General features: G+C 53.8%; 16 protein-coding genes. 10 read left to right on the top strand and 6 right to left on the bottom strand.

The window, feature by feature from the left end; translation table 11 throughout:
- Positions 1 to 304: 304 nt before the first annotated feature.
- The gene (locus ABDW13_RS07260; RefSeq protein WP_343551822.1) at positions 305 to 1,036 is read left to right on the top strand and encodes a DUF4396 domain-containing protein; all 732 of its coding nucleotides are present in this window, start codon (positions 305 to 307) and stop codon (positions 1,034 to 1,036) included.
- On the opposite strand, the gene ABDW13_RS07255 is transcribed toward ABDW13_RS07260, so the two are convergent.
- Positions 1,037 to 1,735, bottom strand: coding sequence for an extensin family protein (locus ABDW13_RS07255; RefSeq protein ID WP_343551821.1), 699 nt, complete (start codon positions 1,733 to 1,735; stop codon positions 1,037 to 1,039). It abuts the gene before it with no gap.
- 284 nt (positions 1,736 to 2,019) lie between these two features.
- Here ABDW13_RS07255 and cycA point away from each other — a divergent pair, with 284 nt between their 5' ends.
- Positions 2,020 to 3,417: a D-serine/D-alanine/glycine transporter gene (cycA, locus tag ABDW13_RS07250; protein ID WP_343551820.1), complete on the top strand. Its 1,398-nt coding sequence runs from the start codon at positions 2,020 to 2,022 to the stop codon at positions 3,415 to 3,417.
- Between the two features lie 30 nt (positions 3,418 to 3,447).
- Here cycA and ABDW13_RS07245 read toward each other — a convergent pair whose 3' ends face one another.
- Entirely contained in the window at positions 3,448 to 4,422 is a 975-nt protein-coding gene (locus tag ABDW13_RS07245) for a metal-dependent hydrolase (RefSeq protein WP_343551818.1), read from the bottom strand.
- Positions 4,423 to 4,445: 23 nt separating this feature from the next.
- Positions 4,446 to 5,081, bottom strand: a complete 636-nt coding sequence (gene rutR / locus ABDW13_RS07240) for an HTH-type transcriptional regulator RutR (protein WP_343551817.1) — start codon at positions 5,079 to 5,081, stop codon at positions 4,446 to 4,448.
- A gap of 271 nt (positions 5,082 to 5,352) precedes the next feature.
- On the opposite strand from rutR, the gene rutA reads away from it, so the two are divergent.
- From rutA to rutG, 5 genes are read left to right on the top strand one after another with little or no spacing between them, the layout of a single operon-like run.
- A complete protein-coding gene (gene rutA / locus ABDW13_RS07235) occupies positions 5,353 to 6,444 on the top strand; it encodes a pyrimidine utilization protein A (protein ID WP_343551816.1) in 1,092 nt (363 codons plus the stop codon).
- Positions 6,444 to 7,166, top strand: coding sequence for a pyrimidine utilization protein B (gene rutB / locus ABDW13_RS07230; RefSeq protein ID WP_343551815.1), 723 nt, complete (start codon positions 6,444 to 6,446; stop codon positions 7,164 to 7,166). The genes rutA and rutB overlap by 1 nt, the downstream gene beginning before the upstream one ends.
- Before the next feature lie 10 nt (positions 7,167 to 7,176).
- Positions 7,177 to 7,572 (top strand): pyrimidine utilization protein C, encoded by a 396-nt coding sequence (gene rutC, locus ABDW13_RS07225; protein ID WP_343551814.1) that lies wholly within the window; start codon positions 7,177 to 7,179, stop codon positions 7,570 to 7,572.
- Positions 7,572 to 8,375 carry a pyrimidine utilization protein D gene (gene rutD / locus ABDW13_RS07220; RefSeq protein ID WP_343551813.1) on the top strand — a complete coding sequence of 268 codons (804 nt, stop codon included), beginning with the start codon at positions 7,572 to 7,574 and terminating at the stop codon, positions 8,373 to 8,375. The genes rutC and rutD overlap by 1 nt, the downstream gene beginning before the upstream one ends.
- A 44-nt stretch (positions 8,376 to 8,419) precedes the next feature.
- Positions 8,420 to 9,745 (top strand): pyrimidine utilization transport protein G, encoded by a 1,326-nt coding sequence (gene rutG, locus ABDW13_RS07215; protein ID WP_343551812.1) that lies wholly within the window; start codon positions 8,420 to 8,422, stop codon positions 9,743 to 9,745.
- Here rutG and ABDW13_RS07210 read toward each other — a convergent pair.
- Positions 9,742 to 10,656 carry a DMT family transporter gene (locus ABDW13_RS07210; RefSeq protein ID WP_343551811.1) on the bottom strand — a complete coding sequence of 305 codons (915 nt, stop codon included), beginning with the start codon at positions 10,654 to 10,656 and terminating at the stop codon, positions 9,742 to 9,744. The genes rutG and ABDW13_RS07210 overlap by 4 nt on opposite strands.
- Before the next feature lie 107 nt (positions 10,657 to 10,763).
- A complete protein-coding gene (locus ABDW13_RS07205) occupies positions 10,764 to 10,928 on the bottom strand; it encodes a general stress protein (RefSeq protein ID WP_071845623.1) in 165 nt (54 codons plus the stop codon).
- A 295-nt stretch (positions 10,929 to 11,223) separates the two neighbouring features.
- On the opposite strand from ABDW13_RS07205, the gene wrbA reads away from it, so the two are divergent.
- Genes wrbA through ABDW13_RS07190 form a run of 3 tightly spaced genes read left to right on the top strand, consistent with a single transcriptional unit; the run spans position 11,224 to position 13,503 of the window.
- Positions 11,224 to 11,823: an NAD(P)H:quinone oxidoreductase gene (gene wrbA, locus ABDW13_RS07200; protein ID WP_343551810.1), complete on the top strand. Its 600-nt coding sequence runs from the start codon at positions 11,224 to 11,226 to the stop codon at positions 11,821 to 11,823.
- A 21-nt stretch (positions 11,824 to 11,844) separates the two neighbouring features.
- A complete protein-coding gene (locus ABDW13_RS07195) occupies positions 11,845 to 12,075 on the top strand; it encodes a YccJ family protein (RefSeq protein ID WP_343551809.1) in 231 nt (76 codons plus the stop codon).
- Positions 12,076 to 12,129: 54 nt separating this feature from the next.
- The gene (locus tag ABDW13_RS07190) at positions 12,130 to 13,503 is read left to right on the top strand and encodes an NAD-dependent succinate-semialdehyde dehydrogenase (protein ID WP_343551808.1); all 1,374 of its coding nucleotides are present in this window, start codon (positions 12,130 to 12,132) and stop codon (positions 13,501 to 13,503) included.
- 51 nt (positions 13,504 to 13,554) lie between these two features.
- Here the strand turns inward: ABDW13_RS07190 and agp are convergent, their stop codons facing one another.
- Positions 13,555 to 15,183, bottom strand: coding sequence for a bifunctional glucose-1-phosphatase/inositol phosphatase (gene agp / locus ABDW13_RS07185; protein ID WP_343551807.1), 1,629 nt, complete (start codon positions 15,181 to 15,183; stop codon positions 13,555 to 13,557).
- Between the last annotated feature and the right edge of the window lie 17 nt (positions 15,184 to 15,200).

The following is a 15,200-nucleotide window of genomic DNA, read 5'->3' as shown; positions in this document are numbered from 1 at the left end:
TCACAGCTTTAATTCCTTCGCAGATTAGAATAGGATTTTTCTGAAGTAGTTTCAATCACCCTATTCATTGAAAATGATCATTAGATTGATAAATTTTTAGCATCGTCATTAACTAAAATTATCCATTCGTGAAGCAGAATGTTTTGCTAACAACGGATTTTCAGCACTGAATTAGTTTCGACTTAATCTTAATCCCAATTATTTCTGCGGTTAAGAAAAGACAACGCATCGCCGTGTGATTTCCCTCACTCTCTATAGCGGCTACGCTTACAGTTTGAAGGCAAAACGTTGGCAAGGGGAGACAGTGCTGCTGCGTGGCTCGGGCGCATTGTCGTATGAAGGCGGATACGCAGGAATTCCTATGTTGAACCAGTTTGCACTACCGTTCCTTGTTTTGGGTGGCTGCACTGCCCTGATGATTTTGAAAGATCTTTTTCGCCATCCGCACCCCATCGCGGTGATGAATATCATTTGGCCGTTAACCGGCTTGTATATGCCGTTTATTGGTTGGCTTGCGTGGTGGTATCTGGGACGGAAACCTTCACGTCAACACAAAATTGCGCTGCTGATTCATGATAAACGTGGCCAGAATGCTAACTGGCAAACCATATTTATTTCCACTTCTTTATCCGCTGCCGCCTGTATATTCGGCGACATAATGACAATCCCGATAGTCACGCTGCTAAAACAATTTGCTATTATCCCGGCCCTTTGGCTTCAGGCAATTATTTGCGTGATGATTTCACTGATTATCGGATTACTTTTTCAATTTCTGGCCATTCGTCAACGTGAAAAACATTCATTTGGCCGAGCGTTATTATTAGCGTTGAAAACTGAAATCTTTCCACTGCTGATTTATCAGTTAGGTATTTTTATCTTTATGGCGCTGGCCCTAAAATTCGTGCTCAATCAGCAAATCAACCCATTGCTAGTGGCGTTCTGGTTTATGCTGCAATTAGCGATAATGATTGGTTTTCTTTTCTCCTGGCCAGCTAATCATTTCCTGATTAAACGTGGTCTTAATCCCGCCGTGTAGTTAACGGCAGTAACCTGAACCGCGCATGCCAAGATGAAAATGACCGGCATGCGCGGCGTTATAATCGGGTCCCAACGCATTGCCAAAGGTGGCACAACCGTTGCGCCACAACGCATGTAATCCCGCCGCCGCCTCAACCGGCTGCTGCCAGTTCTTTCCTACCTGCAACCAACGTCCGTTTGCCAACTGAAAACCGGTGATATCCCAGGCATCAGCAGTGGCATGCTCACTCAACCGCCCGCTCTCACGATGATAAATATTGCGGCAGGCATAGCTGCCGACATGGGAAATCCGTTTCAGCGCACTCTCAATCCCCGCCTGGCGCAGCGCGTTATCGCTATTGACCACAAACATCGTGCTGGTCACCGCCATCGGACAACTGGAGAGAAAGCTGCTGCTAAGCGACACATCGCCGAAGCCACTGATGCGCAATGGCTGTTCGATCGGGCAATCACCTTGCATCGGTGGCAAGGGGCGGAATTGCACTAACCGCTGATCCGCCGCCTGTTGCAGCACCGCCATGCAGGCTTGGGGATCGCTACTCAAACGCTTAAGTTTGTAACGCGTCATCCAGCCAGGCGGATCGGTGATTGCCAGCGGCGTAAACGGATTCCACTGCGGCGGCAAATGGGTTTTCAACCACGGCAAGCTCAGCCAGCCGCATAGCGCCAGCACCACAATGGCTATCAAAGCGCGCACAATGCCTCACTTTTTCTAATCGGATGAACCGGTAAGTGTAGAAGTCGCGCAGTAGTAAAGCGCTGCAAATGGCTTATTTGCTGGAGATTTACGCAAAATGACCGCGCTTTATACTCTGTAAATATTTACTGACAGAGCAAAGCACGCTAAAGCGCACAGTTGTTAAAAAAGCATTACCGAGAGTTGCAGCCTTTCCACTATCTTATGCCACTTGCCGTATAAAAAGGCACATACCTCATCAGCCAGTAGAGCTGACACAACATCACGACAGGAAAGAATAATTTATGGTTGATCAATCTAAAGAGGCGCTTCTGGCCGCCGAACAGCCGGATAAACTCCAGCGCAACTTGCATAACCGTCATATTCAGCTGATTGCCATTGGTGGTGCCATCGGGACCGGGCTGTTTATGGGCTCAGGCAAAACCATCAGCCTGGCCGGTCCGTCGATCATCTTCGTGTATATGATCATCGGCTTCATGCTGTTCTTCGTCATGCGCGCGATGGGCGAATTACTGCTTTCGAACCTCGAATACAAATCGTTTAGTGATTTCGCCGCCGATCTGCTGGGCCCGTGGGCGGGATACTTTACCGGCTGGACATATTGGTTTTGTTGGGTGGTCACCGGCATTGCCGACGTGGTGGCAATCAGCGCCTATTTCCAGCTGTGGTTCCCGGATTTCTCAATTTGGATGAGCGCCCTGCTGTGCATCTTCGTGTTCCTGGCGCTGAATATTGCCACGGTGAAGTTGTTTGGCGAGATGGAGTTCTGGTTCGCGATTATTAAAATCGTCGCCATTGTGGCGCTGATCATCACCGGCATCGTGCTGGTCAGCATGCATTACCCTTCGCCGAACGGCGGCACTGCATCCTTAAGCAATATCTGGGATCACGGCGGCATGTTCCCGAAAGGCTTGAGCGGCTTCTTTGCCGGTTTCCAGATTGCGGTCTTCGCTTTTGTCGGCATTGAATTAGTCGGCACCGCGGCGGCGGAAACTAAAGACCCGCACAAAGTATTGCCGCGCGCGATTAACGCCATTCCGCTGCGCATCATTATGTTTTACGTGCTGGCGCTGATGGTGATCATGGCAGTAACGCCGTGGAATCAGGTGTTGCCGAATCGCAGTCCGTTCGTTGAGATGTTTGTGCTGATTGGTTTGCCTGCCGCAGCCAGCATCGTAAACTTTGTGGTGCTGACCTCAGCGGCGTCTTCTGCCAACAGCGGCATTTTCTCCACCAGCCGCATGCTGTTTGGTCTGGCGGAACAAGGCGTGGCGCATAAAGCCTTTGGCCGCCTCTCTGCGCGCGCGGTGCCGACCACCGGCTTGTTCTTCTCTTGCCTGTGCTTGCTGGCGGGTGTGGCGCTGATTTACCTGATCCCCGATGTGATGACCGTATTCACCATGGTAACCACCGTGTCGGCGATTCTGTTTATGTTCGTCTGGACCATCATTCTGTGCAGCTATCTGGCCTACCGGAAGCAGCATCCTCAGCGTCACGCTGAATCGAAGTTCAAAATGCCACTCGGTAAGTTTATGTGCTGGGTCTGCATGGCGTTCTTCGCTTTTGTGTTGGTACTGCTGACGTTGCAGGAAGATACGCGCCAGGCGCTGATGGTGACGCCGCTGTGGTTTGTGATTCTGACCATGGGATGGTTATTACGTCGACGTAAAACCACCGTATAAACTGAAAAGCCCGGACATTCCGGGCTTTTTTTATAATCTTTCGCTCAGTTTGTGCCATGCCTGCGCCAGCGAAGGCCGCAGTGAGGGTTCGCGTTGTGGCGCGCTATTGGGCGCTTGCGGCGAACCTAAATCAAAGGTGAAGGTGTAATTCGGTTCTTCACCCATGCGCAAATCCACAATCAAGGTACGATCATCCTGCTGACGCATGGCATAAAAGCCATGACTGAACCACGCCACGCGTTCGGCGTGCCATTGGCCTTTAAACGGCGTAAATAATTCGGCGTGGCGATCGTGCCACGTAATTTCCAGCGGTCGATTCGGTGACAGCAACGACCAATACGCTTCGCCGTAACGATCCGGCGTCATGATCAGCGTGCGCCAGACCAACGTATTAAACGCCGTCGGCGTGACCAATACCTGTTCAGGCGTAATCGCGTGCTGGGTTAAATCTTTCTCAATATGTTGAGTCGCAACACTTTGCACCAGCATGCTCCAGCCAAGGTACAACGTACTCAACAATAATCCCGCCTGATTCCAGCGCAAACCGGCTCCATCACGCCGCCACAACGCTACGCCCAGAACAATCAACAGCGGCAAGGTATACAGCGGATCGACAATATACATGCTGCCAATCGCGAACGGGAAATCAGTGAATGGCAGGCCGAGTTGCGTGCCGTAAACGGTGGTGAGATCCAGCAACGGATGCGTGACTAACGCCAACCAAATCGCCAGCGTCCAGCCACGCCAGTGCGCTCGATTGCGCATGACACCCGCCACCAGCCAACCGAGTAACGGCGCGATTAAGGTGAGAAACAGTAAGGCATGAGTTTCGGTGCGATGCAGCGTCATATCGCGGATAGCATCGCCGTGATCGATAAACACGTCGAGATCCGGCAAGGTTCCGGCCACCGCTCCGACTAGCGCCGCTTGCCATACCGGCGCGCGTTCGCCCATCACCGCCACGGCTACTGAGGCGCCTAACGCCAGCTGTGATAATGAGTCCATGCCCTCTCCTTGAAAAAGCGCGATCAGCGCACGCGGATCCCTTCAATAATCATGCGCTGCACGTTTTCCAGCGTCTGTTCAAAGAATTCCGCATCGCTTAACGTCTGGCCGGTAATCGCTTCAACCTGGGATGCGAAATCCGCATAGTGTTGCGTGGTGGCCCACAGCAGGAAAAACAGGTGCTGCGGCTGCACGCCAGCCAATCGCCCTTCGGCAATCCACTGTTCGATAATTGCCGCTTTATCATCCACCAGCGCTTTGAGGTCACCCGCCAGTTCGCCTTTCAACAACGGCGCGCCCTGTAACATCTCCAGGCAGAATAAACGCGATGCTTGCGGATGATCGCGTGAGACTTCCAGTTTGAGGCGGATGTATTTGCGAATCGCCGTCAGCGGATCGTGATCGTGTTGCAACGCACGCAGCGGTGCCAGCCACACATCAAGAATCTCTTTTAAAACCGCCACATACAACACTTCTTTCGACGGATAGTAATACAGCAGATTGGTTTTTGAGACGTCGGCACGCTCCGCCACTTTATCCAGGCTGGTGCCATGAATGCCGTATTGCGAGAAGAACGCTAATGCGGCTTCGAGAATGGCGGCTCGCTTTGCAGCGACCGCGCGCGAACGGCGTCCCGGTTTTTTTTCATCGCTTTTCACACTGTTACCTCATCCGTCCTGCGAGCACGCATCATAACAAAGGCCGGTATTCATGCCTAATCGACCAACTGCACCTTTTTTGACCACCTGCGCATGAAAAACGTGCAGATTGTTTTGACCAAACAGTCTGAAATGGACCAATCACTCCAGTTTTAACCTGCACGTACTTTTAACACATTGTTATCTAAGGCCTTTAAAAAGGTGGCACAGGCTTTGCAATTTTGTGACTGAACACATCATGCATTCCCCGTCGCATCCAGAGAGGTTTCCCATGAAAATTGGCGTCTTTATCCCGATCGGTAACAACGGCTGGCTGATTTCAACCCATGCTCCGCAATACAAACCGACGTTTGAACTGAATAAAGAAATCGTATTGAAGGCCGAGCATTATCATTTCGACTTCGCGCTTTCGATGATCAAACTGCGCGGCTTCGGCGGTAAAACCGAGTTTTGGGACCATAACCTCGAATCCTTCACGCTGATGGCCGGACTTGCTGCCGTGACCTCGCGCATTGAAATCTATGCCACCGCCGCGACGTTGACCTTGCCGCCTGCGATTGTGGCGCGCATGGCATCAACCATCGATTCCATCTCCAATGGTCGCTTTGGCGTCAACCTGGTGACCGGCTGGCAGAAACCAGAGTACGAGCAAATGGGCTTGTGGCCGGGCGATGCTTACTTCTCCAGCCGTTATCAATATTTGACCGAATATGTCACCGTGCTGCGCGATTTGTGGGGCACCGGCCAGAGCGATTTCAAAGGCGAATTCTTCACCATGAACGATTGCCGCGTCAGCCCGCAGCCGCAGAGACCAATGAAAGTGATCTGCGCCGGACAAAGCGACGCCGGCATGGCCTTCTCCGCTGAACATGCCGACTACAACTTCTGCTTTGGCAAAGGCGTCAACACGCCCACCGCATTTGCTCCGACCGCTGCGCGCATGAAACAAGCCGCTGATAAAGCTGGTCGTGATGTCGGTTCCTATGTGCTTTTCATGATTATCGCCGCCGAAAATGATGAAGCAGCACGCGCCAAATGGGAGCACTACAAAGCCGGAGCCGATGAAGAAGCGCTGGCGTGGCTGACCACGCAAAGCCAGCAAGATACCAAGTCAGGCAGCGACACCAACGTGCGTCAAATGGCCGATCCGACTTCCGCCGTCAACATCAATATGGGCACGCTGGTCGGTTCGTACGCCAATGTGGCACGAATGTTGGATGAAGTTGCTTTAGTCGATGGCACGCAAGGCGTGTTGTTGACCTTCGATGACTTCCTGCAAGGCATCGAAGATTTCGGCGAACGTATTCAACCCTTAATGCAATGCCGCATTGATTTACTCGCTTCACAACAGGAGGTGGCCTGATGAGTACCGTTGTTTGCGCCCATAGCAGCAGTTTACCCAACATCACGTTACCGGCGCGTCCGGAAGCTATCGCGCTGCCACCGACGCAAAGCGCCTTGATCGTAGTGGATATGCAGAACGCCTACGCCACGGAAGGTGGCTATCTCGATCTGGCAGGCTTTGATGTTTTCGCCACCAAACCGGTGATCGCCAAAATCCATCAGGCGGTGACGGCCGCGCGCGCGGCTGGCGTGCAGATCATCTGGTTCCAAAATGGCTGGGACGATCAATACGTTGAAGCCGGAGATGCCGGTTCACCTAATTTCCATAAATCCAACGCGTTGAAAACCATGCGCAAACGCCCGGAGCTGCAAGGCACGCTGCTATCCAAAGGTGGCTGGGATTACGCGTTAGTTGACGAGCTGGTGCCGCAGGACGGCGATATCGTGCTGCCGAAACCGCGCTACAGCGGCTTCTTCAACACGCCGCTCGACAGCATGTTGCGCAGCCGCGGTATTCGTCATCTGGTGTTCACCGGCATCGCCACCAATGTGTGTGTGGAATCGACGCTGCGCGATGGCTTCTTCCTTGAATATTTCGGCGTGGTGCTGGAAGACGCCACCTATCAAGCGGGTCCGCCGTTTGCGCAGCAAGCCGCGATTTTCAATATCGAAACCTTCTTTGGCTGGGTCAGCGATACCGACACTTTCTGTGAAGCGCTGAAAACTAACGCAACGTTATGAGGATTTCGCCATGCCTAAAAGTGTGATTATTCCGCCCGGCAGCAGCACGCCTATCGCCCCATTTGTGCCGGGAACGCTGGCCGACGGCGTGGTTTACGTCTCTGGCACGTTGCCGTTTGATGCCAATAACGATGTGGTGCACGTCGGCGATGCCGCAGCGCAAACGCGCCACGTTTTGGAAACCATCAAAAAGGTGATTGAAACCGCCGGTGGCAGCATGGACGACGTGACCTTCAATTCGATCTTCCTCACCGACTGGAGCAACTACGCGGCAATCAACCAGATTTACGCCGAGTATTTTCCCGGCGATAAACCGGCGCGCTTCTGTATTCAATGCGGGCTGGTGAAGCCGGATGCGCTGATCGAAATTGCCAGCGTGGCGCATATCGGTAAACAGGAGGCGTAATGCATCTGGAGATTCAGGGATTAACGGCGAAAGATGCCCCCACGCTGGTGCTCTCTTCCGGCCTGGGCGGCGTTGCCGGTTTTTGGCAGCCGCAACTCGCCGCGTTAACGCCGCATTATCGCGTGGTGACTTACGACCAGCGTGGCACCGGCCGCAGTGCGGATGCGCTGCCGGAAGGTTACAGCATGACGATGATGGCAGCCGAACTGGCCGAGGCGCTGGCACAACATGACATCCAGCATTACGACCTGATTGGGCACGCGCTGGGTGGATTGATTGGTTTGCAGCTGGCGCTGGATTTTCCTCAACAGGTCAATCGCGTGGTGGTGATCAATGGCTGGCTGTCTCTGGATGCGCATACGCAGCGCTGTTTCCAGGTGCGTCAGGATCTGCTGATGAATGTCGGTGTTGAAGCTTTTGTTCGCGCGCAGCCGCTGTTTCTCTACCCCGCCGAATGGCTGGCGCGCAATCAGGAACGTATCAGCGCCGAAGATGCCCATCATGTGGCGCATTTTCAGGGCATGGAAAATCTGCTGCGCCGCTTGCATGCGCTGAAAAGCGCGGATTTCCGTCCGTATGTGGCGCGTATTACTCAGCCGGTGTTAGCGATTTGCAGCCAGGACGATCTGTTAGTGCCGTGGAGTTGTTCGCCACAACTGGCGCAGGCGTTACCGAATGGCAGTTTGATTGAAATGGCATGGGGCGGTCACGCAATGAGTGTCACCGATGCCGACAACTTCAATACCTTGCTGCTGCGCTGGCTGGCCGATACGGCTGCACCAGTTCAGCGTGTTGCCAGCTAACGCCGCCTCATGCGGCATGCTTTACTGACACTCTGGAGATGACGATGGCGAGTTCCATGTTCCCCCGCTGGCAGAAAAAGTCTGCCATGACCGAAAACGGGCTGATTGCGCCGGATGAAACGCTGCCATTGGCGCAGACGGTCGTCCTCGGCTTACAGCATGCTGTGGCAATGTTTGGCGCAACGGTGCTGATGCCGTTGCTGATGGGACTCGATCCCAATCTGGCGATTTTAGTCTCGGGGATAGGCACGCTGCTGTTTTTCGTCATTACCGGCGGGCGCGTGCCAAGTTATCTCGGTTCCAGTGCGGCATTTGTTGGGGTAATTATTGCGATCACCGGCTTTAACGGTCAGGGACTCAATCCTAATCTGGCGCTGGCGTTAGGCGGCGTGATCGCTTGTGGCGCGCTTTACACGCTGATTGGCCTGGTAGTGATGAAAGTCGGCACCGGCTGGATTGAACGCTTAATGCCGCCGGTGGTTACTGGCGCCGTAGTGATGGCGATTGGCCTCAACCTCGCACCGATTGCGGTACACAGCGTGTCGAGTTCCATGTTCGACAGTTGGATGGCGGTGATGACGGTGCTGTGCATCGGCTTGGTGGCGGTATTCACACGTGGCATGGTGCAGCGTTTGTTGATTCTGGTCGGCCTGATTGTGGCTTGGGCGCTGTATGCGCTAATGACCAACGTGCTGGGCTTTGGCAAACCGGTGGATTTTAGCGGGTTAGCCAACGCGCCGTGGTTTGGTCTGCCACACACCACCGCACCGATTTTTGATATGCAGGCGATAGTGATGATCGCGCCGGTGGCGATCATTTTGGTGGCGGAAAATCTCGGACACATCAAAGCGGTGGCGGGCATGACCGGCCGCAATCTCGATCCGTACATGGGCCGCGCGTTTGTCGGTGATGGCTTAGCAACCATGCTTTCCGGTTCGGTGGGCGGCAGCGGCGTAACCACCTACGCAGAAAACATTGGCGTGATGGCGGTGACCAAAGTCTATTCCACGCTGGCGTTCGTCGCCGCAGCGGTAATTGCGCTGGTGCTGGGTTTCTCTCCAAAATTTGGTGCGCTGATTCACACCATTCCCGGTCCAGTGATTGGTGGCGCGTCAATTGTGGTGTTCGGCTTGATTGCAGTGGCGGGCGCACGTATTTGGGTGCAAAACCATGTTGATTTTAATCAGAACGGCAACCTGATCATGGTGGCCACTACATTGGTGTTAGGTGCGGGAGATTTTGCCCTAAAGATTGGCAGCTTCACCATCGGCGGCATCGGTACAGCCACCTTTGGTGCCATTATCCTTAACGCGATTCTGCGGCGTCGCGGTGCCGCGCTGGCAAACCAGGCGGCACGCCAACATCCTTAAGGTTCGAGCGGTGCCTGATCGGGCACCGCTTTTTTGCGGCGAATGCGCAGTTCGCTGACGATCACACCACAGACAATCAATGCCGCGCCCAGCAGTGCGGCTGCCGGTAAACGTTCACCCGCAATGCGACCAACCACACCCGCCCACACCGGCTCACCGGCGTAAATCACCGTCGCGCGCGTTGGCGAAACGCTGCGCTGCGCCCAGTTCATGGTGACCTGAATTAAGGCGCTGGCGGCACCCAAACCTAACGCACTGAGCAGCAGTGGCGTCGACATTTCCGGCAGCGACTCACCATTCGGGATCATAAAGACAAAAGCGCAGGCGGACGCCACCATCAGCTGAATCAATGTCACGCGGCGCACATCAACCTGTCCGGCATAACGACTGATAAAGATGATCTCGGCGGCAATCGCCAGCGTGCTGAGCAAAGTGGCAATTTCTCCGGCATTCAGCGTCAGGCTGCCATCCTGCGGACCCGCCACCAGCACCAATCCGCTAAACGCCAGCAAGATGCCAAGCCACGCCATCAAACCAGGCGGACGACGCAGGAACAGCCATTGCAGCAGCGGAACCACTGGCACATACAGCGCGGTGATAAACGCCGATTGGCTGCTGGAAATGGTTTGCATGCCCCAGGTTTGCAGGCCGTAGCCACCGGCAATCGACACGCCGATTAGCGCACCCGCTTTGATTTCCAGCCAGGTGACTTGCTTGAGATAGCGGCGGAAGAAGAAGGCCAGCAGCAAAGACGCGGTGGCAAAACGTAAGCCGACGAAAAAGAACGGCCCGGAGTGCGCCATCGCCCGATGGACCACCAAAAAGGTGCCACCCCAAACCATGGTAATGAAGATAAGAACCAGTTCCTGGCGCGAAATACGCAGGCTTAAACGAGAGGATGAAACGGACATAGCGCACCAGAATAATCAATTGGCGCTCAGTGTGCTCAGGGAAGAGGGAAATTGCAATCGCCGTGACCGCCGGGCGCACCCGGCGGCTGGGGATAAATCAGCAGTCGCTATTTTTTACTGCGGCTGCGTCCCCCTTTTTCACCGGCTTCTGAAGCACGCTGTGGGTCGTTTCTGAAATTACCTCCACTGTTTTTACCACCTTTGCGGCCAGCTTCCGCGGCTCTTTCACGGTCCTCTGCGAAATTGCCTGATCCTCCACGATGTTGTGCCATCATTTCCTCCAGGATTGAGCATCTTAGGTAAGACTTTTCGGCATAAATACAGTGAAAAGTCCGGTGACGGATGCCCCGTTCACCTGATGAAAGAATAGCCAAATTCAGCTTAAAACTGGTCGGCATTCATACTTTGAAACACATAATTCACTAACTTATCGCCTAAAAACCAAATTTAGCGCCACACAACAAGCAGTTAACCGTGCGTTGTGGGTGTCTGCTCAACCTGTGTGCAGCAGCTTACGCAGGCTCTTCTATACTTCTGAATACTCGTCACCTCAGTAGGATGAAAACAATGGCAAAAGTTTTAGTGCTCTACTATTCGATGTACGGACATATTGAGACCATGGCGCAAGCAGTGGCGGAAGGGGCAAAAAGCGTGAGTGGTGCAGAGGTGACCATTCTGCGCGTACCCGAAAGCATGGATGCCGAACGATTTGCCCAGGTCGGCGGTAAGGTGAACCAAGCGGCAGCTGAAGCCAAACCCGAAGATTTAACGCAATACGATGCCATTATCGTCGGTACGCCAACCCGCTTCGGCAACATGGCTGGGCAGATGCGTAATTTTTGGGATCGCACCGGCGGACTTTGGGCTTCTGGCGCGTTGTACGGCAAAATTGCCAGTGTGTTTGCCTCCACCGGCACCGGCGGCGGCCAGGAACAAACCATCACATCAGTCTGGACCACCCTCGCCCATCACGGCATGGTGATCGTCCCTATTGGTTACGGCACCAAAGAACTCTTCGATATCTCCCACGTGCGCGGCGGTACACCTTATGGCGCTACTACGCTGGCGGGCGGTGATGGATCGCGTCAACCGTCAGCGGAAGAACTGGACATAGCCCGTTATCAGGGCCAACACGTCGCCGGACTGGCGGTAAAACTCAAAGGATAAAATCCACAACAGGAGACTTTCATGGCAACAGAACAGTCAAAAGCTCACCATGTGGGCGAATGGGCCTCATTGCGACATACCTCAAATGAAATTGCAGAAGCCATTTTTGAAGTAGCCAATTATGACGAACGTTTGGCAGAACAAATCTGGGAACAACAAGGTAGTGATGATGTGCTGATTCGCGCCTTCAAGAAAACTGACCAGGATGTACTGACCTGGGATGACAAAACAGTCGAACGCAAAAACGTGTGAATGGCAGGCGGGCAAAGTCCCGCCTTTGTTCTCTTTACTGCCAAGGAAAATTCTATGTCAGCCTATCAAAGTATCAATCCAGCCAATAACCAACTCCTCAAAGCCTGGCCCGAACACGACGATGCCTATGCGCAACAGGCGTTGGAAACGGCAGATGCGTTGTTTCATTCATCCTGGAGCAAAAGCGACATGCAACGCCGTTTGCAAGTGCTGCAACGCCTGGCCGACTTGATCGACCAACGCGTGGAAGAACTTGCCACCATCGCCAGCAAAGAGATGGGGAAACTGATTGGGCAAAGCCGCGGCGAAGTGAAAATTTGCTCGCAAATCGCCCGCTATTATGCCGAACATGCGGCGACATTTTTAGAAGCCGAACCCTATCCTAGCGACATCGGCGATGCGTGGCTGGAGTATCACCCGATTGGCGTGATTGTGGCGGTTGAACCGTGGAACTTCCCCTATTACCAACTGATGCGCGTACTGGCACCGAATCTGGCCTTGGGCAATCCGGTGCTGGCAAAGCACGCCAATATCGTTCCTCACTGTGCCGATGTGTTTGAAAAAATGGTGCAAGAAGCCGGGGCACCAAAAGGTGCATGGACCAACCTCTTTATCTCCACCGATCAGGTTGCTGATTTGATTGCTGACCCGCGCGTGCAAGGTGTGGCGCTAACTGGTTCTGAACGTGCCGGTAGCGCGGTAGCGGAACAAGCCGGTAAACATCTGAAGAAATCAACGCTGGAACTGGGCGGCAATGATGTGTTTGTGGTGCTGGATGACGCCAATATTGATGAAGCGGTGCGTCAGGGCGCGCAAGCACGTCTTAGCAACTGTGGCCAGGTGTGTACCGCCGCCAAGCGCTTTATTTTGCATGAAAAAATCGCTGACCAGTTTATGGCGAAATTCAGTGCTGCGCTGCAATCCGCCACGCCGGGCGATCCTTTGGATGAAAAAACCACGCTCGGCCCACTTTCATCGAAAGATGCCCGCGATCGCTTAGTGAAGCAGGTGGATGAAGCCGTTGAACATGGTGCGCGCGTTGAATTTGGTGGTCGCGCGATTGACGGCGTTGGCTGCTATTTCCAACCGACGATACTTACCGGTTTAACACCAGATAATCCTGCCTATTATCAGGAATTCTTTGGTCCGGTCGCACAAGTCTACGTGGTGGCCGACGATCGCGCCGCCGTGGCGCTGGCCAACGATTCGAACTACGGATTGGGTGGTTCGGTGTGGACCAAAGATATTGTACGCGGCCGCAACATGGCTTCGCAGATTGAAACCGGCATGGTGTTCATTAATTCGCAGAGTGATACCTCGGCAGAACTGCCGTTTGGTGGCGTGAAGCGTTCAGGTTACGGACGTGAACTGTCAGATCTGGGGATCAAAGAGTTTGCCAACCAAAAACTGGTGGTAGTCGCTGGTTAAGCAGCATAAAAAACCCCGCTTGCGCGGGGTTTCCTTTTAAGCTCAACAACCTTAGTTACTGGTTGCCGGTTGTTTGGCAGGTTCTTGCGGTTTAGCGGGAGTGGCATCGGCTTGCGCTTTCTGCGCAACCGCTGCATCAGCCTTGGCTTTGTCGTCCGCTGCTTTCTGTGCAGTGGCTTTCTCCGCTTTCGCCTTCTCCTCTGCGGCTTTCTGCGCCGCCGCTTTATCCGCTTTCACTTTATCTTCTGCCGCTTTAGCTTCCGCCGCTTTCTGTGCAGCTGCTTTATCCGCTTCCGCTTTATCAGCAGCGGCTTTATCTGCTACCGCCTGATCGGCTTTCTGCTTAGCGTCGTCCGCTGCAGGAGCAGCAGCCGCTGGAGCTGGCTGTTCTGCGGCTGGCGCAGGTGCTGGCGCGGCGGCCGGTTGCAGTGGCGTGCCTTGCAATGCGCCATTCAACGCACCGGTGAATTGATCCCAGCTGCAATAGCCGTTGGCATCCGCTTCACAACCTGCCAATTGCAGGGTGACGCGCTTAGGTGGGTTCTTCAGGCTCAACACATCGGCATTACGCAGCTGATCGGCTGTTTGATAGACGTATTCCACTTTCAGCAGATCTTTGTTGTTTTTCACATCGTGCCAGCGCTCAAACACCACTTGTCCACCAATTGGCGTTTTCTCATCATTGCCCGGCAGTTCGTACGGTTTGACCTGCAACGCGCTCAGTAATGAAGCAATATTGGAATCGTGACCAACCATCACCGTGACTTTCGGCGCATTGGCTTTGTCTTGATCGACTAACTGGCTACGGATGTAATCCACCAGCGGTGCAGCGACTTCACGCGCCACTTCTGGCGAGGCAAATAACGCATCCTGATAACCATTTTTGATCGACGCCAACTCTTTCCACTGTTCAGGCGTTTTGATCTGGCCCCACGCCACTTGATCCGCCGGGAAGCCTTCGTAGTATTGCAGCGTGAAAGCATCCACCAGTGAGTTGCCGACTTTCAGCGGTCCGTTGACGTTAGGTTCTTTGCCGTTTTCAGCCGTGAAGGTGTTATCGCCGCTACTGAGATCACACTGCTTTTTGCCGTTACAGGCCGGTGCAGATTTGTAATCAACGATTTTTTCCAGCTGCTGGAACGCAGGTTTCAGGGCCAATTTTTCATTGGCTGCGGTCATCGCCGCCAGCGCTTTCTTGTTGAAGTCGTCGCTGCCGTCAGTGATCACCGGATTAAAGATCGGGTCCATGGTGCCCATCGCATCTTGATGGGTTACAGCGACATCACAGCCTGGGAACGCGCCAGTGATGAAGTACTGCGCGGTGGCAACGGTGCGCTGCAAGCTGTTGGCGTAAACAAAGATGTTGCTGCTGTCTGGGCAAGTGCCGTTCTGGACTAAGCCCTGCTGCGCCAGCCACTGGCGGGTGTAATTACCCATGTAGACTTCCAGCACACCACCTTTGGTGGTGAGCTCACCGCCCGCAACATCCCATTGCGGCCAGCTTTTTTTCGTGGATTGTTCCAGCACGCTGCCGTTATTGGCCAGCGGCGCACGCAAGTTGTGACGACTTAACATCAATACTTGCTGCAGTTGCATATCTCCATCCGCAGCATAGGCGGACATGCCCATCGGGAGCGCAGCGATGACTGACAACGCGCAAAGACTCAGTTTCTTGATCATTGTGCCTATTCCATAAT

The organism is Pantoea sp. (assembly GCF_039594315.1).
Classification (GTDB): Bacteria; Pseudomonadota; Gammaproteobacteria; order Enterobacterales; family Enterobacteriaceae; genus Pantoea.
This window is presented reverse-complemented; position numbering and strand designations above follow the sequence as displayed.

What these genes read in the sequence shown, in the direction of transcription:
- ABDW13_RS07195 (WP_343551809.1), top strand. Translation starts at nt 11,845, where the DNA reads ATGGCAACAGAACAGTCAAAAGCTCACCATGTGGGCGAATGGGCCTCA.
- ABDW13_RS07190 (WP_343551808.1), top strand. Translation starts at nt 12,130, where the DNA reads ATGTCAGCCTATCAAAGTATCAATCCAGCCAATAACCAACTCCTCAAA.
- cycA (WP_343551820.1), top strand. Translation starts at nt 2,020, where the DNA reads ATGGTTGATCAATCTAAAGAGGCGCTTCTGGCCGCCGAACAGCCGGAT.
- rutA (WP_343551816.1), top strand. Translation starts at nt 5,353, where the DNA reads ATGAAAATTGGCGTCTTTATCCCGATCGGTAACAACGGCTGGCTGATT.
- ABDW13_RS07205 (WP_071845623.1), bottom strand. Translation starts at nt 10,928, where the DNA reads ATGGCACAACATCGTGGAGGATCAGGCAATTTCGCAGAGGACCGTGAA.
- agp (WP_343551807.1), bottom strand. Translation starts at nt 15,183, where the DNA reads ATGATCAAGAAACTGAGTCTTTGCGCGTTGTCAGTCATCGCTGCGCTC.
- rutG (WP_343551812.1), top strand. Translation starts at nt 8,420, where the DNA reads ATGGCGAGTTCCATGTTCCCCCGCTGGCAGAAAAAGTCTGCCATGACC.
- rutD (WP_343551813.1), top strand. Translation starts at nt 7,572, where the DNA reads ATGCATCTGGAGATTCAGGGATTAACGGCGAAAGATGCCCCCACGCTG.
- wrbA (WP_343551810.1), top strand. Translation starts at nt 11,224, where the DNA reads ATGGCAAAAGTTTTAGTGCTCTACTATTCGATGTACGGACATATTGAG.
- ABDW13_RS07245 (WP_343551818.1), bottom strand. Translation starts at nt 4,422, where the DNA reads ATGGACTCATTATCACAGCTGGCGTTAGGCGCCTCAGTAGCCGTGGCG.
- ABDW13_RS07210 (WP_343551811.1), bottom strand. Translation starts at nt 10,656, where the DNA reads ATGTCCGTTTCATCCTCTCGTTTAAGCCTGCGTATTTCGCGCCAGGAA.
- rutB (WP_343551815.1), top strand. Translation starts at nt 6,444, where the DNA reads ATGAGTACCGTTGTTTGCGCCCATAGCAGCAGTTTACCCAACATCACG.
- rutC (WP_343551814.1), top strand. Translation starts at nt 7,177, where the DNA reads ATGCCTAAAAGTGTGATTATTCCGCCCGGCAGCAGCACGCCTATCGCC.